Here is a 24,273-nt window from a genome sequence, read left to right as displayed (position 1 = left end):
TCTTCGCTTGTGAACCCTGGAGCTGATAGCCATGGACAGCATCGCATGGATGGCCTGGACCGCGCCGACGGCGATCTTCTTCGCTGCGCTGGCGTGTACGCTCGGCGTCATGACGCTCTTGGCCGCGCGCTATCCGGAGGCGGAGCGCGTCGGCGTGCTGCGCATTCCGACCACGCGCGGCGACCGCCTGTTCATTTCGCTGATCACGGCCGCCGTGATCCATCTCGCATGGATCGGCCTGGTCGGCACCGATACGATTGCGACCTTGCCGATCGGCGAGGAAGGGTTTGAGGTTTCGAGCCTGTGGCTCGCGACCGCAATTTCGCTTGCGTCAGCCGTTGCGATCTTCCGCACCGTCTGACGCAGGTGAAAAGGGGCAGATCCGGGGGCAACCCGGACCTGGATACGTCTGTCGCTGCAAGGAGGAAACCATGCGACACTTGAAACCTAGGAAGCATCACCTGAACAAGGCGAGCTATCTTGCGATGACCAGCGCTGTCGCGCTGTTCGCCGCGACCATGACGCTGTCCGCGCCGGCCCGTTCGGACGACGCCACCATCCAGAAATGGATCGACAGCGAGTTTCAGCCCTCGACCCTGTCGAAGGAAGAGCAGCTGAAGGAACTGCAGTGGTTCGCCAAGGCGGCCGAGCCGTTCAAGGGCATGGAGATCAACGTCGTCTCCGAGACCATCACCACCCACGAATACGAAGCCAAGACGCTGGCCAAGGCGTTCAGCGAGATCACCGGCATCAAGCTGAAGCACGACATCATCCAGGAAGGTGACGTCGTCGAGAAGCTGCAGACCCAGATGCAGTCCGGCAAGAACGTCTATGACGGCTGGATCAACGACTCGGACCTGATCGGCACCCACTTCCGCTACGGCCAGACCATCGCGCTGTCGGACTACATGAAGGGCGAGGGCAAGGACGTCACCGATCCCTATCTCGACGTCAACGACTTCATCGGCAAGTCGTTCACGACCGCGCCGGACGGCAAGCTCTATCAGTTGCCCGACCAGCAGTTCGCCAACCTCTATTGGTTCCGCTACGACTGGTTCACCAACCCGGAGTACAAGGCGAAGTTCAAGGCCAAGTATGGCTACGACCTCGGCGTGCCCGTGAACTGGTCGGCCTATGAGGACATCGCCGAGTTCTTCACCAACGACATCAAGGAGATCAACGGCGTCAAGGTCTATGGCCACATGGACTATGGCAAGAAGGATCCCTCGCTCGGCTGGCGCTTCACCGACGCCTGGCTGTCGATGGCTGGCAACGGCGACAAGGGTATCCCGAACGGCCTGCCGGTCGACGAATGGGGCATCCGCATGGAAGGCTGCCGTCCGGTCGGCTCCTCGGTCGAGCGCGGTGGCGACACCAACGGCCCGGCCGCCGTCTACTCGATCACCAAATATCTCGACTGGATGAAGAAGTATGCGCCGCCGCAGGCGCAGGGCATGACCTTCTCCGAGGCCGGTCCGGTTCCGGCGCAGGGCAACGTCGCCCAGCAGATCTTCTGGTACACCGCCTTCACCGCCGACATGGTGAAGCCCGGCCTGCCGGTCGTGAATGCGGATGGCACGCCGAAATGGCGCATGGCCCCGTCGCCGCACGGCGCCTATTGGAAGGAAGGCATGAAGCTCGGCTATCAGGACGCCGGCTCGCTGACGCTGCTGAAGTCGACGCCGCCGGATCGCCGCAAGGCGGCCTGGCTGTACCTGCAGTTCATCGTCTCCAAGACGGTGTCCTTGAAGAAGAGCCATGTCGGCCTCACCTTCATCCGTGAATCCGACATCTGGGACAAGTCGTTTACCGAGCGTGCGCCGAAGCTCGGCGGCCTGATTGAGTTCTACCGCTCGCCTGCGCGCGTGCAGTGGACCCCGACCGGCAACAACGTGCCCGACTATCCGAAGCTGGCGCAGCTGTGGTGGCAGAACATCGGCGATGCCTCGTCCGGTGCGAAGACCCCGCAGCAGGCGATGGATGCGCTCGCAGCCGCCCAGGACTCCGTCCTCGAGCGTCTCGAGAAGTCCAAGGTTCAGGGCGAGTGCGGTCCGAAGCTGAACAAGAAGGAATCGGCCGAGTTCTGGTTCAACAAGTCGGCGAAGGACGGCAACATCGCTCCGCAGCGCAAGCTCGCGAACGAGAAGCCGAAGGGCGAGACGATCGACTATGACACGCTGATCAAGTCGTGGCCGGCCAGCCCGCCGAAGCGCGCCGAGGCGAAGTGATCGCACACCACCGTGACCGCCCGGCTTGACCGGGCGGTCCAGGACACCGCGGCGTTACGGCGCGAGCACGGCCGCCGATGTGAACTGGATGCCCCGCGTCCGCGGGGCATGACGGCGGAGCGGGTCAACACAGTGATCGAAAGGCCGGGAGCGATCCCGGCCTTTTGTTTTGCCCGCAGCCGCGCATGGTTCCGTCCGGGAATTATTCCCGATTAACCAGGGACATATTCCACGGCGCAAGTGCCTTGAAGGCGATGAGGACAGGCTGCACTCTTCCGCAGCGGAATTGTTGCGGTGTTCGCCGCGACTTTGCCCCAACGACGCGAAACAACAAGGCCACGACTGATCCGGCGTCGCGCGATGCGATCGCACGTCCGGACTCGGGATCATCAAACCACGCGGCCAGCGAGGGAGTAGGACCATGGACCAGGCGAATATCGCCAGTCTCGCGAGCACGCTGCCGGAAGCGCTGTCGCCCTGGACCATGTTCCTGCAGGCCGACATGGTCGTGAAGGCCGTCATGATCGGGCTGGCGCTCGCGTCCGTCGCGACCTGGACCGTTCTGGTCGTGAAGACGATTCAGCTCCGTGCGGCGCTCCGCGTGGCGCGCGTTGCGCTCGGCACCGCGGTCACGGCCCACTCATTGGCGAATGCGGCGGGATCCGAATCCGCGCAAGAGGGGGTGGTGGGGCGCCTGCTCGCCGTCGCAGAGGACGAGATCGACAAGTCACGCGGCCTTCCGGCTGATGGCATCAAGGAGCGCGTCGCGTGGCAGTTCGAGCGGGTCGAGGCGGCTGCGGTGGCCCGGATCGGCCGCGGCATCGGCATTCTCGCCACCGTGGGCGCTGTGGCGCCCTTCGTGGGCCTGTTCGGCACCGTCTGGGGCATCATGAACAGCTTCATCGGCATCTCGCATGCCCACACCACCAACCTCGCGGTGGTCGCGCCGGGCATTGCGGAGGCGCTGCTGGCCACCGCCTTCGGCCTGGCGGCCGCGATTCCGGCCGTTGTCATCTACAACCTTTTCGCGCGCGCAACCGGCGGCTATCGCGCGGTCATCGCCGATGCGTCCGTAGCGGTGATGCGGCTCTTGAGCCGCGATCTCGATCGTCAGCACGCGGCCTCGACCGAAGCGCGGCGCGGCGCGATCCGCGCGGTGGATACGTCGCTGCTGTCGATCGCCAATCCGGCGGAGTGAGCGATGGCCGTCAAGCTCGCCAGGCGTCCTGATGAGTTCGAGGAGACGCACGACATCAATGTGACGCCGTTCATCGACGTCATGCTGGTGCTGCTTATCATCTTCATGGTGGCCGCGCCGCTGGCGACCGTCGATATCCCGGTCAATCTGCCGGCGATCTCGGCGGAGCCGCAGCCGCGCGCGGAGACGCCGGTTTTCGTGACTTTCAAGGCCGACCGTTCGCTTGCGGTCGGCGATCAAAGCGTGGCGCAGGCCGACATCGCCGCCGCGCTCGATGCCGCCACGAAATCCGACCATGGTCAGCGCGTGCTTTTGCGCGCCGACCAGACGCTGCCCTATGGCGAGGTGATGGCGCTGATGAACACGCTGCGCCGTGCCGGCTATACCAAGGTGGCGCTGGTCGCATTGGAAGACCGGAGCGCGCAGTGAGCGTCCTGACGCTCGATCCGTTCACGGATGAAGAGCGCCGCGAGCGCACGTTGTGGACCATCGCCGCGCTGGCCGTGGCCGTGCTGCATGTTGGGCTGGCGGCGGGCTATTTGCTGCTGCGTCCTGCGGCCCAAGGGCGCGCCGAGGCGCCGGCCTTCGATGTGGTTTTTACGCCGGCCGTGGTCAGTGATCCCACGCCCGCGACCAATGATGCGCCGCCGGCCGATCCCACGCCGCCGGTCGAGCCACCGAAGGAAGAGCCGGTCAAGGAGGAGCCCGTCGCGCGCGAAGCCGTGGCCGAGCCGGTCCCACAGCCTCCGCCTGATCCGGAGCCGCAGGTCATGGCTCAGCCGGAGCCGGTGCCCGAGGTCGCTCCTGCGCCCGAGCCCACGCCTCAGGTTGCGCTGGCGCCCGAGCCGCCACGCGTCGATGACATCGTGTTGCCGTCGCCGCCGCTGCCAAAGCCGGTCGAGGCAAAGCCGCCGGAGCAGAAGCCCGCCCCGGTGCCCGAGCGCGTCGAGCGCAAACCGGTCGAGAAGAAGGAAACGAAGGAGAAGGCCGAGAAGAAGCCCGCACCGCCGAAGCTGGCTGCGGCGCAGGCGAACCGTCCGTCGCGCGTCGCATCTGCTCCCAACCCCGGCGAGGACAGTGTCGGTGCGCGTGAGGGGCAGGCAAGCTGGAATGCCGAAGTGGTGGCGCATATCCGCCGCTACGTCGCCTATCCGTCCGACGGCAATGGCGCCAGCGGAACCGCGATCGTCAATATCGTTATCGATCGCAACGGGCGGTTGGTGTCGCGCCGGCTCGCTGGCAGCTCGGGCTCGCCGGCGCTGGATCGCGCGGCGCTGTCCATCATCGAACGCGCGGCACCGTTTCCGCGCTTTCCGCCCGTCATGAAACAGGCGCAGGAAACGCGCTCGGTGCCGTTACATATGAGGCCGCGCTGAGCGGCCTCACGATCGTCTGCTCACTTCGAGCATTCGGTGAGATCGGTATCGCGCACCACGAACTGCGCGCCTTCCTTGAGCTCGATGTTCTTGGCCACGCAGGTGCGTCCGGCCTTGTCGGCGAGCTTGATATCGTAGCGGCCTGATTTGACACCGACCAAGGTCATGCGCTCATTGTGGTCGACCTCGCCCTCGTCGTCGTTCTTGCACTGATCGGCGCCCCAGCTCTTGGTGCCGACAGCCGCCAGGTACATCTTCACGATGGTCTGGCCGGTGCGGTTGAGAAAGCGCGGACCGTCCTCGGCAGCGGCGGCCGAGCCGGCCAGCATGAGAACAGCGCAGGTGGTGACGAGACGACGCATGATGAGCTTCCTTGTGTTGAGATCGAAGATGAGTTGCAGCGGCACATCAGGTCCGCGTCAGAAATCCTTGCCGATGCTGGTCTTGACCGCGAGGCCGCGCGAGGCGTTGGTCAGGCCGTAGCCGACGCCGAAGCTGAATTCGAAGCCTTTGAACTTGGTGTCGGCGACCGCATAGAGCGTCTGCATCTGCTGGTTCCATGGCAGGATATGGCCGATGGGTCCGAGATTGGAGAAGTGCTCGATGCCGACGGTCCAGCGGTCGTTGAGGCGTTTGACAAAGCGGACCGACGGCTCGAAGGCCGAGCCGGCGCCATCGATGCCGAAGGTCATGTTGGCGTTGAAGATCAGCTGATAGTCGTTGGGCAGATTGACGCCGATGATCGGCGTGAACATCTGCGCCACCCGCGGCGTGGCTTCCTGTACGAAGCGCGGCGCGCCCGGCTGGCCCGCGCCGGCCTTGTTGGCGACCCATAGATCCGGCGTGAGTCCTCCCTGTGGCGCCAGGATGGTGCGCGACACCAGGCCGAGAAAGACCGTGCGTTCGAGGCGATCACCTTGGATGAAAGTCTGCCTGATCGTCACGCCGCCGGACTGGAATGAGTAGCCGGGCACGCCATTGTCCATCACATTGCCCAGCGTCATCGGCACATTGGCGCGCGCGAAGGCGTAAGGCGAGGTCAGCGCGATCTCATACCATTCGGTCGGCGAATAGCCGATCTCGGTCTCGCCGGTGATCGCGCGCTGCGGCACGCGCTGGCCGCCATTCTGCTGCTGCGGATTGAATGTTGTGACATAGCCGAAGCGCTGCTCGATCTGGAAATGCCCGGGCGAGGCGGGGTCGTTGCCCTGGATCTCCTCGGCTGATGCGCCGAATGGCATGAGTAGGAGGGCAGCAGCGGTCACGCACCATCGCGATTGTCTTTGCTGTCTTGCGATGCCGGCCGACTGCATATCCTTGTGCTCCCCTGCGACGAGGAGCTATCGAGTCGGCGCGGCGAAAACATGCGGGGCGACCGGCTGAAAGGTGACACAATCGGGAAACGATGAGCTGCTGTGTGCCCCATTTTGTCAGCTGCGTTCTTGTATAGCCGCCAATAGGGATGTTTTGGCAAGGTAAGCAGGACTTTTTGACCGGCGCAATGTGGCAGCTAACTCGCGAACGAATCGCAGGGCGGCAATGAATGTGGCGCGGTGCAAACACATTGAGGTCATAGAGCGGGGAAAACATGCATGACCGCATGCATGCTGACTGCCAAATCAGCCAGAGAATGGAGCCTTCCGTGCTCAAAGCTATTGTTCATCGCCGCCGATCTTCCACTCAGTGTGGAAGGCTGGGCGGGATCACAATTCTCTTGCTGTCCTTCATGCTGCTGTCGGATGGACGTGCATTCGCGCGAGAGCAGTCACTGCGCGACGAATTGGAAGCTTGGTGGAAACGTACCCATACCGGCACGAAGGCTGTAGACAAGACCTGCGTGACATCCGAGGCCGGCTGCACGAGGCGCAGGATCGTTCGGAGAAGCGGCGGGAGAGCGACGGCGGCGGATGCGGTGGAGACTGGAGGTCATATCGCACGAGCCAGGCATGTGTCGTTTGGTCGTCCCGTCAACCCGGCCGCGCAGCTCAAGGGCAGTATGGATACGACGACGCGCAGCGAGACGAAGCGGCGGCGCGCCGCGAAGCGAGGACGCGACGTCGCCGCCAACGCCCGCGCCGAGGCCCGAGGGGCGGCCGGCTCCGACCTGGAGCCCCGTCGCGACCGCCCTGGGCGGTATTTCCTGCATGGCCCGAGGTTCTAGTCCCGGCACCCCGCTGGGAAATTCCCGAACGTCTCCCTATTGCACTTGCGAAATCGGAAACTGTCTCATAGGTCAGGGGCATGCGTCCCGCGTCGTCTGCGAAGCCGACGATGCTCGCATGAGTTGTTACTGCGCCATTCATCGCCGCCCCGGTCGGACGGCGGAGACAGAGGATCAATTCGATGAATTGGAAACTGATGATGACGGCGGCCGCTGTGGCCATGACGGCGATGGTCGGCACGGCCACGATGGCGGCCAGCGCGCCGGCCACCTCCAAGCTGCTCATCTCGATCGACCCGGACAAGGACGGCACTGCCGACATGAACGAGGTTCGTGCCGCGGCGGGAGCACTGTTCGATCGTCTCGACCGCGATCATGACGGCACGCTCGATGCCAGGGAGCTCCGCGGCCGCGTGTCGGCCAAGGACCTGAAGGCTGCCGATCCCGACAAGGACGGCACGCTGACCAAGGACGAATATCTCGCGCTGGTCGAGGGACGCTTCAAGGCCGCCGATCCCGACAATGACGGCACGCTCGATTCGAAAGAGTTGAAGTCGGTGGCCAAGCTGCTGAAGTGAGGCGCGCGGGCCGCCGCGAGCCGACCAAACCTGATCAGGAGGGCCTGCGATGGCAAACCGTCGCGGGCCCTTTTTTTCTGAGGCGGATGCGCGACGCGGATTTGAACGCGTATGCGTGTCGTGGGCCGGCAAGTCGCGCGAACAATCCGGTCGCTGAGGTTGTCACAGCCTCTTACAGGCCCGGGCGCGACATCTCGACCGCCAGCCGAACCAAGTCCGGGAGGCTGCGCGCCCCGAGCTTCTGTCGTAGCCGGTAGGTCAGGTTGATGACGGTCTTGTAGCTGATCCCGAGCTGATCCGCGATCGCCTGATAGGATTTCGCCTGCCCGAGCAGCGCGAGCGCCTGACGCTCACGCTGCGTCAGCGCTGTTGCTGCAGTGCCGTCGGCCTCCTTGCGCAATAACGCAATGCGCTTGGCAAGCTGCGGATCGAGATAGGTGCCGCCCGATCGGATCTGATCCAGCGCCTTCGGCAGTTCGTGCGGCGGTGCATCCTTGAGCAGATAGCCGCTCGCGCCGGCGTCGATCGCCGAGCGGACGATTCGCGGGTCGGCGAGCATGCTGAAGACCAGGATCCTGGCCCCGGGGTCGTGCGAGCGCATGCGCTGAATTAGGCCGATCCCGCCCAATTCCTGGCTCTGCAGGCGAAGGTCGACCACCGCCGCGTCCGGGCGCTCGCGCACAAAGGCCTCATAGGCGCTTTGGGCATCATGCGCTTCGGACAGCTCCCCGATCCCGGCCTCGCTCAGCAGCCAGCGGCAGGCCGCAACCACGACCGGGTGGTCGTCAACGAGCAGAACGCGATACATCCGATGAAGGTCTCTTCCTTGGCTACCGGTATCCCCCGGGCGTTCGTCCACCATGCAGGTTCCGTTGCAAACCGGACCCGCGGCGACAATGCGGCCGCTCCGTGGAGACGGCTTGGCAAAATGATTGCCCATCTAAGGTTACGGGAAGATTGTCCCTATGGGGCGAAGAATATTGCCCGTTGCGAGGAACATGGCCGCTATTTACCAATAATAACGTTTGTAATCGTGTCATCCGACCGGCTTCACGTGCTGGCCGCCCAGGGGCGTGGGCGTGCGTGGAAGCGGGAGACAAGAAACTGGGGGACGTCTTGACCAGACTGTCAGCGCTGAAGAGCGCGCTTCTTGCCACGTGTGCGTTGCTACCTGCGGCTGCGTTCGCGCAGCAGACACTCCAGACCATCGAGGTTGTCGGTGTGGCGCCGGTGCCGGGCGCCGAAATCGACCGTGACAAGGTCCCGTCCAATGTCGAGACGATCGGCGCGCGCGAGCTTGATCACAGCCGCGCGCCATCGCTGCTCGACAACATTCTGCGCTCGGTGCCGGGCGTCTCGCTGAGCGACCAATCCGGCAACGCGTTCCAGCGCAATCTGGACTATCGCGGCGCGACGGCATCCCCCGTGCCGGGCACCCCGCAAGGCATTGCCGTGTATCAGAATGGCAGCCGCATCAACGAGGCGTTCGGCGACGTCGTGAACTGGGACCTGATCCCGGAGATGGCGATCGCGCGCATGACCCTGATGCCGAACAATCCGCTGTTCGGTCTCAACGCCACCGGCGGCGCGCTGTCGATCGAGATGAAGAACGGCTTCACCTATCAGGGCACCGAGGCGCAGCTCTGGGGTGGCTCCTATGGCCGCATTCAGTCCGGTGCGCAGACCGGCTGGACCAACGGCAATGTGTCGGCTTACGTCGCGGCGGAAGGCGCGTATGACCGCGGCTGGCGCGACCACTCTTCCTCGTCGCAGGTCCGGCGTATGTATGCCGACCTCGGTCTGCGCGGCGATACGACCGAATTCCATCTGTCGTTCACCGGCGCCGACAACAAACTGGGCTCGGTGGCGGCGACGCCGATCCAGATGCTCAATCAGCGCTGGTCCAGCGTCTACACTTGGCCGCAGTCGACCCGTCTGCAACTCGCCTTCCTGCAGGCAAGCGCCAAGTGGACGCCGACCGATGCCTGGACCGTCCAGGCCAACGCCTATTACCGCGCTTACCGCGCGTCCCATGTCGACGGCAACGGGACTGAGGCCCAGGCCTGCGACGACAACGGGGCGTTTCCCGGGGAATTCTGCTTTCAGGATGATGCCACGGGGGGGGAGTTTCCGATCAATCGCAATAGCGCGTCTGTGAATAACCTGCCGGCCAACACGGCGCTTGGCGCGATCGATCGTAACTGGACCAAGTCGAACAGCTATGGCGGTTCGCTGCAGGCGGCCAACACCGCCCAGCTGTTCGGACATGACAACCATTTCGTGGTGGGCAGCAGCGTCGATCACGGCCGCTCCAACTTCCAGGCGACGTCCGAGCTCGGAACCGTCGATGGCAACTTCTTCGTCACCGGCACCGGCGTCTTCATCGACCAGCCGCAGGCGAATGTGGCGCCGGTGAACCTTGGTGCGAAGAACACCTATGTGGGCGTCTATGCGACCGATACGTTCGATATCACGTCGCAGCTGGCGTTCACCGCCGGCGGTCGGTTCAATTACGCCCAGATCAATCTGCAGGACGAGACCGGGCTCAATCCGGCGCTGAACAGCCGCAATAATTTCCAGCGCTTCAATCCGGTGGTCGGCTTGACCTACAAGTTCACGCCCGGCCTCACCGCTTATGCCGGCTATTCGGAGGCCAATCGGGCGCCGACGCCGCTCGAGCTCGGTTGTTCTGATCCTGCCAATCCTTGCCTGATCGACAACTTCCTGATCGCGGATCCGCCGTTGAAGCAGGTGGTGTCGCGCACGATCGAAGGTGGCCTGCGCGGCGAGATCTCCGGCGGTCGCTCGGCCTATGCGGCGGTTGCTCCCTATCGCAAGGCGCCGCCCTTGGTCGATCATGACGGCTGGCGGCTGCGCTGGGGTATCAGCCTGTTCCGGACGCAGAACTCCGACGACATCATCAATGTCGCCAGCCTGGCGCGTCCGAACGCCGGCTACTTCACCAATGCCGGAACCACCCTGCGTCAGGGCGTCGAGGCCAAAGTCGACCTGACCTGGGACCGTTGGGCCGCCTACGCCAACTATACCTTCGTCGACGCCACGTTCCGCAGTTCGTTCAGCGTCAACGATCCGAATCTCCAGGCCGTCGTCGCCGTGCTGCCCGGCAGCCACATTCCGGCCATCCCCGCGCATCGTCTGAAACTCGGTGCCGACTATGCCGTGACCGACGCCTGGAAGGTCGGCGCCGACATGAACTATATCGGCAGCCAGTATCTGCTGCGCGACGAGGCCAACACCTATCCCAAGGTGCCGGCTTACTGGGTCGTCAATCTGCACACGTCCTATCAGGTGACGAAGAACGTGGAGCTGTTTGGGATGGTGCAGAACCTTTTCAACAAGCGCTATTATTCCGCCGGCACGGTGTTCGATCCGAAAGGCTTCAACAATTCGACGCAGGGAGCCGCCAACCTGGTCAGCTTCACCGATCCACGCAGCATGCTGCCGTCCATGCCGCTCGCCGTCTATGCCGGCATCAAGGCGACATTCTGAAGCGCGGGTGCGCGCAGGGATAACCTGCGCGTGTTCGCCGCCGCGGCCGATCCCCACCGTGGCCAAAGGGCCGGGAGCAATCCCGGCCTTTTTTATTTGTGCCGAAGTTGTTGATGAGCTCTCGGAGCGCTGCCGGTCCGCGAGATGGTGGGCGTTAGCGGGTATCAAGAACTAATTAGTCGCGCGAGATCCTGTCTGTGATCGTGTTTTGCGAGTGGGACAATTTTCGCCCCGAGATGGATTTGATCCCTAGCCCGTCGAGAATAATTCGCCTTGCTCATGCACGGCATTGTTCAGATAAATTCAGAAATAAATAGCTAATCAGTAATTTTGCGTAGCTCGGGGGACGGCAGTTGGATTCGAGGATCAGGAAGCGCAGCGAAGCGGCTGCCGCAGGCGTTGTGCTGCTGTCCGCATGGATGACGACCGGCGGCGCAAAGGCCGAATGTACGACGCCTGGTGTTACCGTCAGTTGCAGCGGGAGCATCACAACGGCCGTCACGGTGTATGACGCGGCAGCGGCCACCGCGACGCCCGCGAGCGGCAGCAACGCCTACACGCCGGCGAACCCGGCTTTCCCCGCAAGGGGCTACAATCCAAATCCGCCGACGGCGATCATCACGCTGGACGCGACGGCCAACCGCAACCTCGTCACTAACACCCAGGCGGGGCTCGCCAATCGCGGCATGATCGCCGCCAACTTCTCCAATGCCGAGAACCCGGCCGTCAACAACGTGGTGATCAACAATGCCGGCTGGCTCAGCCTCACCACCAGCCAGCTGAGCGCCGGCCGGCTGCACGTCGTCGTCGCCGACAGCCAGGTCAACCGGTTTACGGTCAACAACACCGGCACGCTGGCGGCGACGCAGAATGTCTTCAGCACGTTCGATCCGGCCAGGCTCACCGTCTCGACCGGCGCCACCGCGACGGCGCGCTATAACGGCACCAATCTGGCGATCATCTCGGCCCTCTATTCCGACGACAACACCAACAGCTTCGTGCTGAACAACCGGGCCGGCGGGACTGTGTCGGCGACCGGCCATTTTGCCGCCGCCTATTACGGCCGGGCCGCGACGATCATCGCCAACTCCGGCACCATCGCCAACACGGACTGGACGGCGGCGAGCCGCTTCTACGACGGCCATTGGGCGATCGCTGCCTTCGCCGGCGCCGAGTTCAGGACGGTTCCCGGCAGCAACCCGGACACGCCGCTCTATGCGTTCGACAACAATGGCAATGTGACGGTGAGTGAAACCAAGACGCTGAACCTGACCAACACGGCAGGCGGCGTCATCAAAGGCGACATCCTGGCGCTGGATACCAATCCGTTGACCACCGCGGCAGGACGAGCGTCGGGCCAGACATTTCCGCTGACAGGCAGCGGCTCCAATTCGGGTCCGCGCGACAGCGTCATCGCCAATGCTGGGCTGATCCAGGGCAACCTCTATCTCGGTTCGGGCGCGCACAACGTCACCAACAGCGGCACGATCTCCGGAAAGATCGAGGTCGACCAGAGCGCTTCGCGCGGGTCGTTCACCAAGGGGATCGCAGGCACGGCGCCCGGCACCTTCAGTAGCTCGGGGACGGGGACCGATGCGGGCGGCAGGGCCTGTCCGGCCGCCGGCACCAACATCACCGATCCGCTCTGTGCCGCGACCACCGCCCAGGCCGCCAGCTTTTCTGGCGCGCGCAATGTCAGGCTGGTCAACAGCGGCAGGCTGGATGGCGATATCACGATCATCGATCAGAGGGGGGCGTCCAACACCATCCTGCTCAGGGGCACCGGTTTCAGCGGCAATGTCGTGGCTCGGAACGGCACCGGCAGCAACGCGCTGACGCTGGACGGGGTGACGAGCCTCGCCAGTGTCGTCAATTTCGGCATGCTCGATCTGATGAAATCGCAGGTGACGGTCAGCGGCGTCAACGGCGTGCAGCTCGTCGACAATGCCGTGCTGCGCACCACGATCTACGGGCCGGGCGGCACCGCGGCCGTGCCGTCGACCAATCTCGGCAACATCAGTGGCAGGCTGGCCTTTGCAGGCACCGGTACGATTGCCCCGCGGCTTCAGGGCATTGTGCGCGATGGCGATGTCTACCGTGTGGCGACCTCGGTCTCGACAGCGCCGCTCAACGTCGATTTTTCCGGCGCGCTCGTGAGGTTCAATGCGGATAGCGCGACCGGTGCGCTGTTGCTGAAGGCCAATGTGCGGTCACCGGCGAGCATCGCCGGCCTCTCGCCGAGCAGCCGCGCGACACTCGATCATCTGGTCGGCTATAGCGGCGGCAACGCGCAATTGCAGGCGCTGGGCGGCGCGGTCCAGAGCCTGCGCAGCGACGACGAGGTGCGCCGCGCCGGCGACCAGCTGCGCCCGTTCGTCAACGGCGCGCAGATCGAGGTCCCGCTGGCTACCGCCGCGCTGCTGCAGAGCCAGATCGACAACCGCTTGACGGCTGCGGCGGCCGGCGCATCGCCGAACGCGCGCGTCGCCTCGGCCTTCGCCGACGACACCGATCCGCTGACCTCGGTGCTGCTGGCCTTTGCCCCAACCAAAGCGCGTCCGACCTTGAAGGCGCCGGCCGTGGTGCCCGAGCCCGAGCGCACCGTGTGGGGCAGCCTGATCGGCACCAACATCTCGCAGCGCGAGGTCGGCGGGGTCGCGGGCCATGCCGGCAACACCGGCGGGCTGGTGGCGGGCATCGATCAGCGGATCGGCAATGCGTCACGCATCGGCGCGGCGTTCGGCTACGCCTCCAGTGCGATGGACGACAAGACGGCAGCGGGCGATTCGGTCGGCATCCAGCATTATCAGGGCACGGTGTACGGCGCCTATGTTCTGCCGTCCTGGTACGTCAGCGCGTCCGCCGGCGTCGCGCTGCTCGACTACACCACCACGCGCCGCATCGGCTTCGCCGGCTTTGCTGACAGCGTGTCGGGCAGCCACACGGGGTGGCTGACGGTCGGCCGCGCCGAGTTCGGTGTCCCCGTGAAGGTGGATCAGGCCGTGCTGACGCCCTTCGCCGGGGTCACGTTCGCTCATCTCGACCAGCAGGGCTACACCGAGGCCAGCGCGGCCGGGGCTGCGCTCACCATCGCCAAGCAGACCACCAACTCGGTCCGCTCCAATCTCGGCCTGCGCATGACGATTCCGCTTCTGGTCACGTCGACCTACGGCTTCGGCCTGGAGACGCTCGCGGCATGGCGGCACGAATTCGGCGACACGGCGCAGACCATCACGGCGGGCTTTGCCGGAGGCGCCGGCACGTTCTTCGCCGCCGGACCATCGCCCACGCGCGACACGGCCGAGCTCGGCGCCGCGCTGAAGCTGATCGCGTTCGGCGACCGCCAGTCGCTTTCGCTCGGCTACAATGCCGTGGTGGGAAGCGCCTATCTTGAGCAATCGGCGGTGCTGAAAGTTCGCGCCGAGTTCTGAGCCCCCCGCACCGGATGGACGTGCGCGGGCAGCTCGCGAAGAGGCCGGGAGCAATCCCGGCCTCTTCGTTCGTCGTGACGATGCCTGTCGAACAGCAAGCCTGGAGGTTGATTCGTTGCGCCTCTTCGTCCGAAGACGACCGCATGTCGTGATCGGCCATGTTCATGGTGGATGTCGGGAGGTTCTCCCGTGCGTCTCGAGAACAGCTCAGCGCCTCGCATTGGAATTTGCGACGACGGCGCGATGCATGCCGATCGTCATCGTCAACTACGAACTTCCGCCATGAAGCTCGTCGAACTGTTGCGCATCCTTTGCAGCGAGCAACGAGGTGCAGACATGTCCGACCGGCCGTCAACATTCGAACCGATCAACGCATCAGGACCGATGGCCTCGCGTCGGCCGCTGGTCCTCCGTCGCACGCTCGGAGTCATGGCCTTGCTCATTCTCTCAACCGGTCTCGCGATGTGGTGTCCGCTGCGATGCGACGCGACGGCGCGCGATCTCGATGGGCGTTATGCGAACTCGCCGCTCAAGGCCTGGTTCGAAAGTCTTCGCTCGGCCAAGGGGCCGTGCTGCTCGGATGCGGACGGGACCGCGCTGTCCGATATCGATTGGGACATGCAGGATGGCCGCTATCGGGTGCGAATTGAAGGTCTATGGTGGGACGTTCCGGAGGATGCCGTCGTCGCCGGGCCCAATCGCGCCGGCCGGACGATGGTCTGGCCGGTCTATTATCGCCAGCTCGACAGGGGGCTGCGCATCGAAGTGCGTTGCTTTCTGCCGGGAAGCATGACCTGAAGCTGACATCCCAAGCGGCGGTGAGACCGCGAAGCAGGCGGTCTCACCGGGGTTGCGAGGCGCGGGCGCGCGACGCCTGGCGCTATTCCGCGGCCTCAGAGGCCTGCAGCGTCGGATAGTCGGTGTAGCCTTTGACGCCGCCGCCATAGAGCGTCGCGCGGTCGAGCTCGTTGAGCGGCGCGTTCTGCTTGAGCCGCTCGACGAGGTCCGGGTTGGCGATGAAGGGACGCCCGAACGCGATCAGATCGGCGGCGTCGGCATCGAGCTGCTTGTTGGCCAGCGCGAGGTCATAACCATTATTGGCGATGTAGGTGCCCTTGAAGCGCTTGCGCAGCGACGCATAGTCGAACGGCGCCACGTCGCGCGGACCGCCGGTCGCGCCCTCGATGACATGAATATAGACGAGCTTCAGCGCATTGAGCTGGTCGACGATGTAGTCGAACAGCGCCTGCGGATTGGAATCGGAGATGTCGTTTGCGGGGGTCACCGGCGACAGGCGAATGCCGGTCTTGTCGGCGCCGATCGCCTCCGAGACCGCCTTGGCGACCTCGAGCATCAGCCGGGCGCGGTTCTCGATCGATCCGCCATAGGCATCGGTGCGCTTGTTGGCGCCGTCCTTGGCGAACTGGTCGAGCAGATAGCCGTTGGCGCCATGAATCTCGACGCCGTCGAAGCCGGCCTCGATCGCGTTCAGCGCGGCCTGCTTGAAGGCCTGGACGATCCCCGGGATCTCCGCGAGCTCCAGCGCGCGGGGCGTCGAGACATCGGTGAAGGTGCCGCCGACGAAGGTCTTGGTCTTGGCGGCAATCGCCGAGGGCGCGACCGGCGCGCCGCCATTCGGCTGCAGCGAGACATGCGAAATGCGGCCGACATGCCAGAGCTGGATGAAGATGCGCCCGCCCTTGGCATGCACCGCGTCCGTCACCTTGCGCCAGCCGGCGATCTGCTCCTTGGAGTAGATGCCGGGCGTGTCCTGGTAGCCCTGGCCCTGCTGCGAGACCTGGCTGGCCTCGGAGATCAAGAGGCCGGCGCTGGCGCGCTGACCGTAATAGGTGGCGGTCAGCGGGCCGGCGGCCAGGCCTTCGACGGCGCGGTTGCGCGTCAATGGCGCCATCACGACACGATTGGCCAGCGTAACCGGACCCAGCTTGTACGGCTCGAACAGTTTGGATGTGCTCATTGGGTTCTTTCCAGAAGAGAGAGAGGGAGTTGTGGTCATTTGTGCATTGCGGAGGACAGCGCAATGTCATCAGCTATCCGCCGGACGCAGACGAGGCGCGCAACCTTGCCCGGGCGGGCGATCTGATCGTTAAGGAGGCTTCGATCAAAAACCGAACGACGCGTCAGGTGACGCCGAGGAAGTCGCGCTTGCCGATCTCGACCCCGTTGTGGCGCAGAATGCCGTGGGCGATCGCGGCGTGGAAATAGAAGTTCGGAAACGAGACCCGGTTGACGAAGTCCTGGCCCTTCAAGGTCGTACTGACGCCGCCCGCGGCCGGGAACGTGACGTCACGGCCATCGGCGCCCTCGAATTGCGCCGGCGCGAACGTCTTCAGGTAGTCGATCGTCTTGGAAAGCCGCTGGCGCAGCTCGGCAAAGCTCGTCTCGGTATCGGGGGTGCTCGGGACCTCGCTGTGGGTCAGCCGCGCGCAGCCCTTGGCGGCAAAGTCGCAGGCGAGCTGGATCTGCTTCGAGAGCGGCAGCATGTCCGGATACAGCCGTGCGCCAAGCAGCACCTCCGGAGCGATCTTCCTGGCCTCGCAATGGGCTTCGGCCTTGCTGAGCAGGCCCGACAGGCTGCCGAGGATCTGGAGGTAGGCCGGCACGGTCGAATCGTAAAAGGACATGATGCTCTCGCTGAGGGAGGAGACGGCGCAAACGATGCGTGTTCCCGAGATGGTGCGGCGCCCAAGAGAATGCAACTGCATCTTTATCGCGATTTTGGGTGTCGTGCGATTCACCTTGGCGCCCGTCTTCTTCTGGATGGAGCGCGCGCGTCAAAGCCGGCATCGATCAGCCGCGGCTCACCCGGGGGGGGGGGACGAATCTTAATAACTGTCAGTTGTGCAGCCCGGCTGAATGGTTTTTAAGAGGATTGATTCACGCGAAAATTCGTCTGCGATGAGTTGCCCAACCCGGACCGCCGCTTCTTCCTCACTGCCGCGGCAGCGACGGGCGCAACGATTGCAGCGGGTTTTTCGACGCAAGCCGCGAATGCAATGCCGGCCGGCAATCCGAAATTCATGGAGGAAGCGACCCGGCTTGCCATCGAGTCGGTGGAGAAAGGGTGGGGTGGCCCATTCGGCGCCGTGATCGTCAAGGACGGAGAGATCATAGGGCGGGGTCAGAACCGCGTGCTGCTGACCGGCATTCCCGTCTTTCACGCTGAAGTCACGGCGATCATGGACGCGTCCGCGCGTCTCAACCCAAAGGCGCTGCTCGGTTCTGATTATGGGGCCGGCACGATCCTCGAAACGATTCCGCGTGAAGCCGGTTCGCCCGATCCGGTTGAGCATCGCGCACGCATGTTGAAAGGGTGCGAAATCTACATCAACGGCGCGCCGTGCCCGATGTGCATGAGGGCGATCTATTGGTCGCGCATCGACCGCGTCTATTTCGCCGCGAGCCTGAAGGATACGAGCGCTATCGGATTCGACGATGCCTTCCAGTATGAGGATTTCGCCAAGCCGTGGGCGAAACGGCGGATCGAGGTCGCGGAGAACTTCGAGCGGGAGACCGGCCTCAAGGCGTACAAGGCCTGGATGGATAAGAAGGACCGGCATCCCTATTGAGGAAGGGATCAAGGCGACGGCTCGTGTCAGGCGGAGTCTCCGAAAGACGCCTCCTTTTAGCGCGTCGCTGTCGCGGATGCGGGCGCGGCCTGAGCGCGCGGCGTGTTGCCGCGCATCCGCGCCAGCAGCTCTGCCGTCGGCCAGGAATCTGCCGGCAGGCCGAGCCGCAGCTGCATGGTCTTGACCGCGATGCGGCTCTGCTGGCCCAGCACGCCGTCGACCTTGCCGACGTCGAAGCCGGCCTTAATCAGGAGCTGCTGGAGCTCCTTGATTTCGTTGAACGGCAGCTGCGCGACCGGGCCGCTGGCTTTGCGCATCGGCGCGGCGCCGGCGATGCGGGTGGCGAGATAGGCCGCGGTGGTCGAATAGATCAGCGAGTTGTTCCATTCGGTGTAGGCGGCGAAATTGGCATAGGCCAGGAACGCCGGGCCATTGCGGCCCATCGGTAGCAGCACAGACGCTTCCAGCGCATCATTCGGCAGCGGGCGGCCGTCGGCATAGGTCACGCCGAGACCGGTCCATTTGCTGCGCGCAGCCTTGACGGTGAGATCGGCCTGCTCCCAGGGGAACGTCTGCGGCACGCGGATCTCCTCCAGCCAGGGCTCGCCGCGGCGCCATTTGAGGCCGGTGGCGATGTAGTTGGCGGTCGAGCCGATCACGTCGGGCGCGCTGCGCAAGAGGTCACGGCGGCCGTCGCCGTCATAATCGACGGCATAGGTGACGTAATGCGTCGGCAGGAACTGGGTCTGCCCGAGCTCGCCAGCCCAGGAGCCGATCATCTCCGTGGGCGTGAGGTCGCCGCGGTCGATGACTTTCAGGGCGGCAATGGTCTCGTTCTGGAAGCGCTCGCTGCGGCGGCAATCATAGGCCAGCGACACCAGCGACGGCAGCACCGGCAGGTTGCCCATATTGGCGCCGAAATCACTCTCCAGGCCCCAGAACGCCGCGATGACCGCCGGCGGCACGCCATAGTCCTTCTCGGCGCGGGCGAATGCCGCCGCATGCATCTTGATGTGCTGTTGGCCGTTCTGCATCCGGTAGGCTGCCGCCATACGGCCGGCGAACTCGGTGAACAGCTGGCCGAAAACGCGCTGGCCGCGGTCGCGGTTGACGATGCCCTGGTCGTAGGTGAGGTAGTGCGAGGCGGAAGCGATCGCGCGCTGCGACACGCCTTCGGCCACGGCGCGCTGCTTCAGCTCGGCAAGAAAACGGTCGAAGCTCTGGCCGTTATGGCAGGACGCGGCGCGCATGGATGGCGCCGGCTTCGGCCGGGGCGCAGCCGCCTCCGGCACCATTTGCGCCGACGCGCTGACAACCAGCATGAAGGAGGTCGCGAGCGCGCTGAAGGTGACGCGCAAGGCAGTCGAAGAGCTTCGCATCCGGTCTCACCGATGGCTGTCTAATTCCTTGTCGGATGATCGATATCCGATCCGGGGGGCGGCAGGGAAGGGGGCGGGCTGGGCGAATAGCGAATAGCAAGACCCCTATTCGCCATTCGCTACTCCCCATTCGCCTCTCACGACACCTTGGCCAGCGCCGCCTGCGCCTCGCTCTGGATGCGCTTGAGATGCTCGGCGTCGCGGAAGCTCTCGGCATAGAGCTTGTTGACGTCCTCGGTGCCGGACGGCCGCGCCGCGAACCAGCCATAGTCGGTCTCGACCTTGATGCCGCCGAACGACTGGCCGTTGCCGGGCGCCTTGGTGTGCACGACGCGGATCGGATCGCCGGCGAGCTCGGTCAGGTTCAGCTGCTCCGGCGTCAGCGCCTTCAGCGCGGCCTTCTGCGGCGGGCTCGCCGGGACGTCGATCCGCTCATAGACCGGCGCGCCCAGCTCCGACGTCAGCTCCTTGTAGAGCTCGCTCGGATCACGGCCGCGCTTGGCCATGATCTCGGCCGCGAGCAGGCCGAGGATGAGCCCGTCCTTGTCGGTGGTCCAGACTGTGCCGTCGCGCTTGAGGAACGAGGCGCCGGCGCTCTCCTCGCCGGCAAAGCCGAAGCTGCCGGAGTGCAGGCCGTCGACGAACCATTTGAAGCCGACGGGCGTCTCGACCAGCTTGCGCCCGAGCTTGCGCGCGACACGATCGATCAGCGAGCTCGACACGATGGTCTTGCCGATCGCGGCGTCGCTGCGCCAGCCGGGCCGGTGCGCGAACAGATAGGAGATCGCGGTCGCCAGATAATGGTTCGGATTCATCAAGCCGCCCGAGCGCGTCACGATGCCGTGACGATCCGCATCGGTGTCGTTGGCGAAGGCGACGTCGAAGCGCTCGCGCATGCCGATCAGGCTCGCCATTGCGTAAGGTGACGAGCAGTCCATGCGGATCTTGCCGTCCCAATCCGCGGTCATGAAGCGGAAAGTGGGATCGACGAGATCGTTGACGATGGTGGCGTTGAGCCCGTAGCGCTCGATCAGCGGCGCCCAATAGGCGATCGCGGCGCCGCCGAGCGGATCGATGCCGATCTTGACGCCTGCGGCCTTGATGGCGTCGAGGTCGACCGTGTTGGCGAGGTCGGCGACATAAGGCGTGATGTAGTCGTAAGGATGCACCGAGCCGCGCTGCATGGCCTTTTTGTAGCTGATGCGCGATACGCCATCGAGCTCGTTGGCCAGATAGATATTGGCCTGCCGCTCGATCTCCCCGGTGGCATCGGTGTCGGCCGGGCCGCCATGCGGCGGATTGTACTTGTAGCCGCCATCCTCGGGCGGATTGTGCGACGGCGTGATGACGACGCCGTCGGCGAGGTGCTCCGTGCGGCCCTTGTTGTAGGAGATGATGGCGTGCGAAATCACCGGCGTCGGCGTGTAGCCGCCGTCCTTGTCGACCATCACGTCGACGCCATTGGCGCCGAATACTTCGAGCGCGCTGGCGAGGGCCGGCTCGGCGAGGGCATGGGTGTCGATGCCGACGAACAGCGGACCATCGAGTCCGCGCTGCCGTCGGTAGTCACAAAGCGCCTGCGTGGTGGCGAGAATGTGGTTCTCGTTGAAGCCCGTCTTGAGCGACGAGCCGCGATGGCCGGAGGTGCCGAACGCGACCCGCTGGGTCGGCTCATGCGGATCGGGCTTGAGCGCATAATAGGCCGTGATCAGCCGCGGAATGTTGGCGAGCGCGGCATTGGCGAGCGGCTTGCCGGCAGCGGGGTCAATCTTGGCCATGGAGCATCCTTCGCAGGTTCGAAAAACGGCAGCGGCGGCGGTTCGTTCCGCATGGCAGGGCTTGCGGCCACGATTGCCTCCGCTGTCCCGACAACAAGCGCACCATGGCTGCGGCGGGCGCTCCGATCAACGGCGAAAATCAGCCGGCATGGCCGGATAGGCTCCTATCGGCGCGGTGCAGCCCGGCCGGATCCGCCGCTTTGTGCGCGGGCTATTAACCACGCGGCGCTGTCCGAGCCGCCCGCGGCCGCCGCTTAAGCGTGAGTTTAACGCATCCCGATCGAGATGGTGAGCAAAGCAGACGCCCACAGGCGCGCTAGGAGAGTCGTCAGGAGCGGAAAAGTGAGAGCGCTTTGTATCGGCGCGTTGGCCGTGGTGTCAGCGTTGGCCCTCGGGGGCTGCAGTCACCCAGCGACGCCGCAGTTCGCGGTGCCATGTGTGGATCTGACCGGCAGAGCCTGCGCGGACAGTCCGCCCGCCGGCGAGCCGATCGTGCTGGCGCCTGCCGAAATCGCCGGCCAGTCGAGCCATGAATCCGCTCCGGCCGTGGCGCGTCGGGCGAAGTTGCAGCGCAAGCATGCGCGCGCCGCCAAGCGGCGGGCCGCGTCTCACGCCATCGCGGCCAATTCTGCCGGCAAGCCTGCCGCCAAGACCAGTGACAAGACCGCTGACAAGCGGACCGAGACATCCGCGGACAGACCGCTCAATACGCCGGCGCGAACAGCCCGCCCGGAGCCGACGCTGCCGCCTGCAGCCGGCGAATCCGGCGCCAAGCCGCCGCCTGCCGTGTCGGATGTTCTGCCGAACCCCGCCAAGGTGCAAAGCGAGGTCACCGTCGCGGCCGAACTGGCCGAACGGATGACGGCGTTGCGCGTGCCTGAGGTGCCGGCCGACACGCATCTCGTGGCTGTGCTCATGGCGCGTCCGAACGTGCGCGCACTCGCCGATCTCAGCGGCAAGGTGATCGCGATCGACGAGCGCTATGCCAAGTCGAACGCCAAGATCACCGCTGCGATGAACGCGGCCGGGGCGTCCGAGGTTCTGCTGCTGGAAGGCCAGGCCACTGCGATCACCCGGCTGACCAATGGCGAAGTGAGCGCGGCCGTCGTTGCTCTGGCCTCGCCCGAGGCAGCCGAGGCCTTTCCGAAGATCGCAGGTTTCCGCCTGTTCTCGGTCATGCTGACGCCGTAGCCAGGCGCGGCGCGCGAACTACGTCGTGGCCGTGCTGCTCGCGGGACGCGGTAGCGCCGCGCCCTTGACGGCCGCGATGCCTTTCGGGAAGCCGCTGCGGTCGCTGTAGAGCCGTTTGCGGCCGCGCTTCGGATCGTGCTGCGCGGCGACGTCCTTGGCGGCCAGATAGTCCAGCACGGTGATTCCGCCCACCATCACCAGCGCCGCCATCACGGTGCCGGCGCGCGGATTGCTCGGCCTGACCTCGCCGAGCAGGGTCGCCATGTCGAGTCCGTCGCCGGCGACGCGGCTCCACAGGCCAGCCTTCTTCTCCACCGACAGCGTCATCACGCCGGCGAGCAGCTCGCGCACGCCATAGGCGCGCACCAGACCCTCGTGTTCCTCCATGCCGAGCGCGTTGGTGACGCGATGCGGCGCCAGCAGTTCCAGCGTACCGAGCGCGATGCTGAACCAGCCGAGCCCGCGGGCCAGCCGATCCGCCGCCGTCAGCGAACTCGGGCCGGTGGAGATGATCTTGGGGGTGCCCTTGGAACGAACGAGATTCGAGACATGAAACATGCGATGCGATCCCTTATGGTTTCAGCACGACCTTCCCGCAGCTGTCCTGCTTGTCGCGGAAGGCGCGATACATCTCAGGCCCCTGCGCGAGCGGCACGGTATGGGTGATCACGAAGGACGGATCGATCTGGCCGTCGGCGATGCGCTGCTTGAGGTCGTCGGTCCAGCGGTTGACGTGGGTCTGGCCGGTGCGGATCGTCAGCCCCTTGTTCATCAGCGCGCCCATCGGCACCATGTCGGAGAAGCCGCTATAGACGCCGGGGATCGAGACGACGCCGCCGGGACGGCAGACATAGATGATCTCACGCAACGCGTGGGGCCGGTCGTTCTCCAGCATGAACGTCTGTTTGGCCCGGTCGAGCACGCTGTCGGGTTGCGCCATGCTGATATGGCTCTCGAAGCCGACGCAGTCGATGCACTTCTCCGGGCCCTTGTTGTCGGTCAGCTCGTTGAGCCGTCCAACGACGCTCTCCTTGTCGAAATTGATGGTGATGGCGCCGCCGGCTTCGGCCATGGCCAGCCGCTCCGGAATCCGATCGATCGCGATCACCTTGGTGGCGCCGAGCAGGATGGCGCTGCGGATCGTCATCTGTCCGACCGGGCCGCAGCCCCACACCGCGACGGTGTCGTCCGGCTCGATGTCGCATTGCGCGGCCGCCTGCCATCCGGCCGGGAAGATGTCGCTCAGGAACAACGCCTGTTCGTCGGTCATCCCGTCCGGCCCCTTGATGTGGGTGGCGTCGGCAAACGGCACGCGGAGATATTCCGCCTGACCGCCAGGATAGCCGCCGGTCGGATGCGTGTAGCCGAACAGTCCCGCGGTCGTGTGCCCGAACACCTTCTCGGCGAGATGCTTGTTGCGGTTGGTGGTCTCGCACACCGAGTAATTGCCGCGCCGGCACTGCTCGCACTCACCGCAGATGATGGTGAAGGGCACGACGATGCGGTCGCCCTTCTTGAGCTTGCCATTGACGCCGGAACCGACCTCGACGACCTCGCCCATCGTCTCGTGGCCCATGATGTCGCCGGGCATCGTCGCAGGGATGTAGTTGTGAAACAGATGCAGGTCCGACCCGCAAATGGCGCAGCTCGTGACCTTGATGATCGCGTCCCTGTCGTGCTCGATTTCGGGATCGCTCACCGTGTCGCAGCGGATGTCCTCTTTGCCATGCCAGACCAGTGCCTTCATTCCCATCTCCGCGTCCTGAACGGCCCTCGGAGAAAGTCGGTCATGCGCGGATGGTTGCTATGGACCAGGGATTTTTCGCCAGGCGCTGCCCTGCGCCTCCGAGCAT

General features: G+C 64.9%; 21 protein-coding genes. 12 read left to right on the top strand and 9 right to left on the bottom strand.

Annotated features, from left to right (window positions below):
* The first annotated feature begins 31 nt into the window (after positions 1 to 31).
* From ACVIJ6_RS01485 to ACVIJ6_RS01465, 5 genes are all read left to right on the top strand, one after another.
* Positions 32 to 361, top strand: a complete 330-nt coding sequence (locus ACVIJ6_RS01485; RefSeq protein ID WP_456771173.1) for a DUF2160 domain-containing protein — start codon at positions 32 to 34, stop codon at positions 359 to 361.
* 124 nt (positions 362 to 485) lie between these two features.
* The gene (locus tag ACVIJ6_RS01480) at positions 486 to 2,228 is read left to right on the top strand and encodes an ABC transporter substrate-binding protein (RefSeq protein ID WP_456776867.1); all 1,743 of its coding nucleotides are present in this window, start codon (positions 486 to 488) and stop codon (positions 2,226 to 2,228) included.
* 421 nt (positions 2,229 to 2,649) lie between these two features.
* The gene (gene exbB / locus ACVIJ6_RS01475; RefSeq protein ID WP_012042436.1) at positions 2,650 to 3,426 is read left to right on the top strand and encodes a tonB-system energizer ExbB; all 777 of its coding nucleotides are present in this window, start codon (positions 2,650 to 2,652) and stop codon (positions 3,424 to 3,426) included.
* A gap of 3 nt (positions 3,427 to 3,429) precedes the next feature.
* Positions 3,430 to 3,855 carry a TonB system transport protein ExbD gene (exbD, locus tag ACVIJ6_RS01470; RefSeq protein ID WP_456771172.1) on the top strand — a complete coding sequence of 142 codons (426 nt, stop codon included), beginning with the start codon at positions 3,430 to 3,432 and terminating at the stop codon, positions 3,853 to 3,855.
* Positions 3,852 to 4,802: a TonB family protein gene (locus tag ACVIJ6_RS01465; protein ID WP_456771171.1), complete on the top strand. Its 951-nt coding sequence runs from the start codon at positions 3,852 to 3,854 to the stop codon at positions 4,800 to 4,802. Before exbD ends, ACVIJ6_RS01465 begins: the two co-directional genes overlap by 4 nt.
* Positions 4,803 to 4,822: 20 nt before the next feature.
* Here ACVIJ6_RS01465 and ACVIJ6_RS01460 read toward each other — a convergent pair whose 3' ends face one another.
* Positions 4,823 to 5,164: a hypothetical protein gene (locus ACVIJ6_RS01460; protein ID WP_456771170.1), complete on the bottom strand. Its 342-nt coding sequence runs from the start codon at positions 5,162 to 5,164 to the stop codon at positions 4,823 to 4,825.
* A 57-nt stretch (positions 5,165 to 5,221) separates the two neighbouring features.
* Complete coding sequence (locus tag ACVIJ6_RS01455; RefSeq protein WP_456771169.1) at positions 5,222 to 6,067, bottom strand: hypothetical protein; 846 nt, start codon at positions 6,065 to 6,067, stop codon at positions 5,222 to 5,224.
* Positions 6,068 to 6,516: 449 nt separating this feature from the next.
* On the opposite strand from ACVIJ6_RS01455, the gene ACVIJ6_RS01450 reads away from it, so the two are divergent.
* Both ACVIJ6_RS01450 and ACVIJ6_RS01445 read left to right on the top strand, forming a co-directional pair.
* Complete coding sequence (locus tag ACVIJ6_RS01450) at positions 6,517 to 6,963, top strand: hypothetical protein (RefSeq protein ID WP_456771168.1); 447 nt, start codon at positions 6,517 to 6,519, stop codon at positions 6,961 to 6,963.
* Positions 6,964 to 7,184: 221 nt separating this feature from the next.
* The gene (locus ACVIJ6_RS01445) at positions 7,185 to 7,541 is read left to right on the top strand and encodes an EF-hand domain-containing protein (RefSeq protein ID WP_456776866.1); all 357 of its coding nucleotides are present in this window, start codon (positions 7,185 to 7,187) and stop codon (positions 7,539 to 7,541) included.
* Between the two features lie 172 nt (positions 7,542 to 7,713).
* On the opposite strand, the gene ACVIJ6_RS01440 is transcribed toward ACVIJ6_RS01445, so the two are convergent.
* On the bottom strand, positions 7,714 to 8,349 hold the full coding sequence (locus tag ACVIJ6_RS01440; protein ID WP_456771167.1) for a response regulator transcription factor: 636 nt from the start codon (positions 8,347 to 8,349) through the stop codon (positions 7,714 to 7,716).
* A gap of 308 nt (positions 8,350 to 8,657) precedes the next feature.
* Here ACVIJ6_RS01440 and ACVIJ6_RS01435 point away from each other — a divergent pair, with 308 nt between their 5' ends.
* The 3 genes from ACVIJ6_RS01435 to ACVIJ6_RS01425 all read left to right on the top strand — a co-directional run bounded on the left by ACVIJ6_RS01435 (position 8,658) and on the right by ACVIJ6_RS01425 (position 15,280).
* Positions 8,658 to 11,051, top strand: a complete 2,394-nt coding sequence (locus tag ACVIJ6_RS01435) for a TonB-dependent receptor (RefSeq protein WP_456771166.1) — start codon at positions 8,658 to 8,660, stop codon at positions 11,049 to 11,051.
* A gap of 353 nt (positions 11,052 to 11,404) precedes the next feature.
* Positions 11,405 to 14,482, top strand: coding sequence for an autotransporter domain-containing protein (locus ACVIJ6_RS01430; protein ID WP_456771165.1), 3,078 nt, complete (start codon positions 11,405 to 11,407; stop codon positions 14,480 to 14,482).
* A 429-nt stretch (positions 14,483 to 14,911) separates the two neighbouring features.
* A complete protein-coding gene (locus tag ACVIJ6_RS01425) occupies positions 14,912 to 15,280 on the top strand; it encodes a hypothetical protein (RefSeq protein WP_456771164.1) in 369 nt (122 codons plus the stop codon).
* 82 nt (positions 15,281 to 15,362) lie between these two features.
* Here ACVIJ6_RS01425 and ACVIJ6_RS01420 read toward each other — a convergent pair whose 3' ends face one another.
* Both ACVIJ6_RS01420 and ACVIJ6_RS01415 read right to left on the bottom strand, forming a co-directional pair.
* Positions 15,363 to 16,460, bottom strand: coding sequence for an alkene reductase (locus ACVIJ6_RS01420; RefSeq protein ID WP_456771163.1), 1,098 nt, complete (start codon positions 16,458 to 16,460; stop codon positions 15,363 to 15,365).
* Between the two features lie 163 nt (positions 16,461 to 16,623).
* Positions 16,624 to 17,127 carry a DUF1993 domain-containing protein gene (locus tag ACVIJ6_RS01415; RefSeq protein ID WP_456771162.1) on the bottom strand — a complete coding sequence of 168 codons (504 nt, stop codon included), beginning with the start codon at positions 17,125 to 17,127 and terminating at the stop codon, positions 16,624 to 16,626.
* Positions 17,128 to 17,499: 372 nt separating this feature from the next.
* Between ACVIJ6_RS01415 and ACVIJ6_RS01410 the strand changes: the two genes are divergently transcribed.
* Positions 17,500 to 18,072: a nucleoside deaminase gene (locus tag ACVIJ6_RS01410; protein ID WP_456771161.1), complete on the top strand. Its 573-nt coding sequence runs from the start codon at positions 17,500 to 17,502 to the stop codon at positions 18,070 to 18,072.
* Positions 18,073 to 18,128: 56 nt separating this feature from the next.
* Here the strand turns inward: ACVIJ6_RS01410 and ACVIJ6_RS01405 are convergent, their stop codons facing one another.
* Together ACVIJ6_RS01405 and pgm are read right to left on the bottom strand one after the other, a co-directional pair.
* Complete coding sequence (locus ACVIJ6_RS01405) at positions 18,129 to 19,367, bottom strand: lytic murein transglycosylase (protein ID WP_456776865.1); 1,239 nt, start codon at positions 19,365 to 19,367, stop codon at positions 18,129 to 18,131.
* Between the two features lie 221 nt (positions 19,368 to 19,588).
* Positions 19,589 to 21,229 (bottom strand): phosphoglucomutase (alpha-D-glucose-1,6-bisphosphate-dependent), encoded by a 1,641-nt coding sequence (gene pgm, locus ACVIJ6_RS01400; RefSeq protein WP_456771160.1) that lies wholly within the window; start codon positions 21,227 to 21,229, stop codon positions 19,589 to 19,591.
* 492 nt (positions 21,230 to 21,721) lie between these two features.
* On the opposite strand from pgm, the gene ACVIJ6_RS01395 reads away from it, so the two are divergent.
* Positions 21,722 to 22,420 (top strand): hypothetical protein, encoded by a 699-nt coding sequence (locus ACVIJ6_RS01395; protein WP_456771159.1) that lies wholly within the window; start codon positions 21,722 to 21,724, stop codon positions 22,418 to 22,420.
* 18 nt (positions 22,421 to 22,438) lie between these two features.
* Here the strand turns inward: ACVIJ6_RS01395 and ACVIJ6_RS01390 are convergent, their stop codons facing one another.
* Together ACVIJ6_RS01390 and ACVIJ6_RS01385 are read right to left on the bottom strand one after the other, a co-directional pair.
* Positions 22,439 to 22,978 (bottom strand): hypothetical protein, encoded by a 540-nt coding sequence (locus tag ACVIJ6_RS01390; protein WP_456771158.1) that lies wholly within the window; start codon positions 22,976 to 22,978, stop codon positions 22,439 to 22,441.
* Positions 22,979 to 22,991: 13 nt separating this feature from the next.
* The gene (locus ACVIJ6_RS01385; RefSeq protein ID WP_456771157.1) at positions 22,992 to 24,167 is read right to left on the bottom strand and encodes a zinc-dependent alcohol dehydrogenase; all 1,176 of its coding nucleotides are present in this window, start codon (positions 24,165 to 24,167) and stop codon (positions 22,992 to 22,994) included.
* Positions 24,168 to 24,273 lie beyond the last annotated feature (106 nt).

It is taken from the genome of Bradyrhizobium sp. USDA 4369 (assembly GCF_054056435.1).
This window is presented reverse-complemented; position numbering and strand designations above follow the sequence as displayed.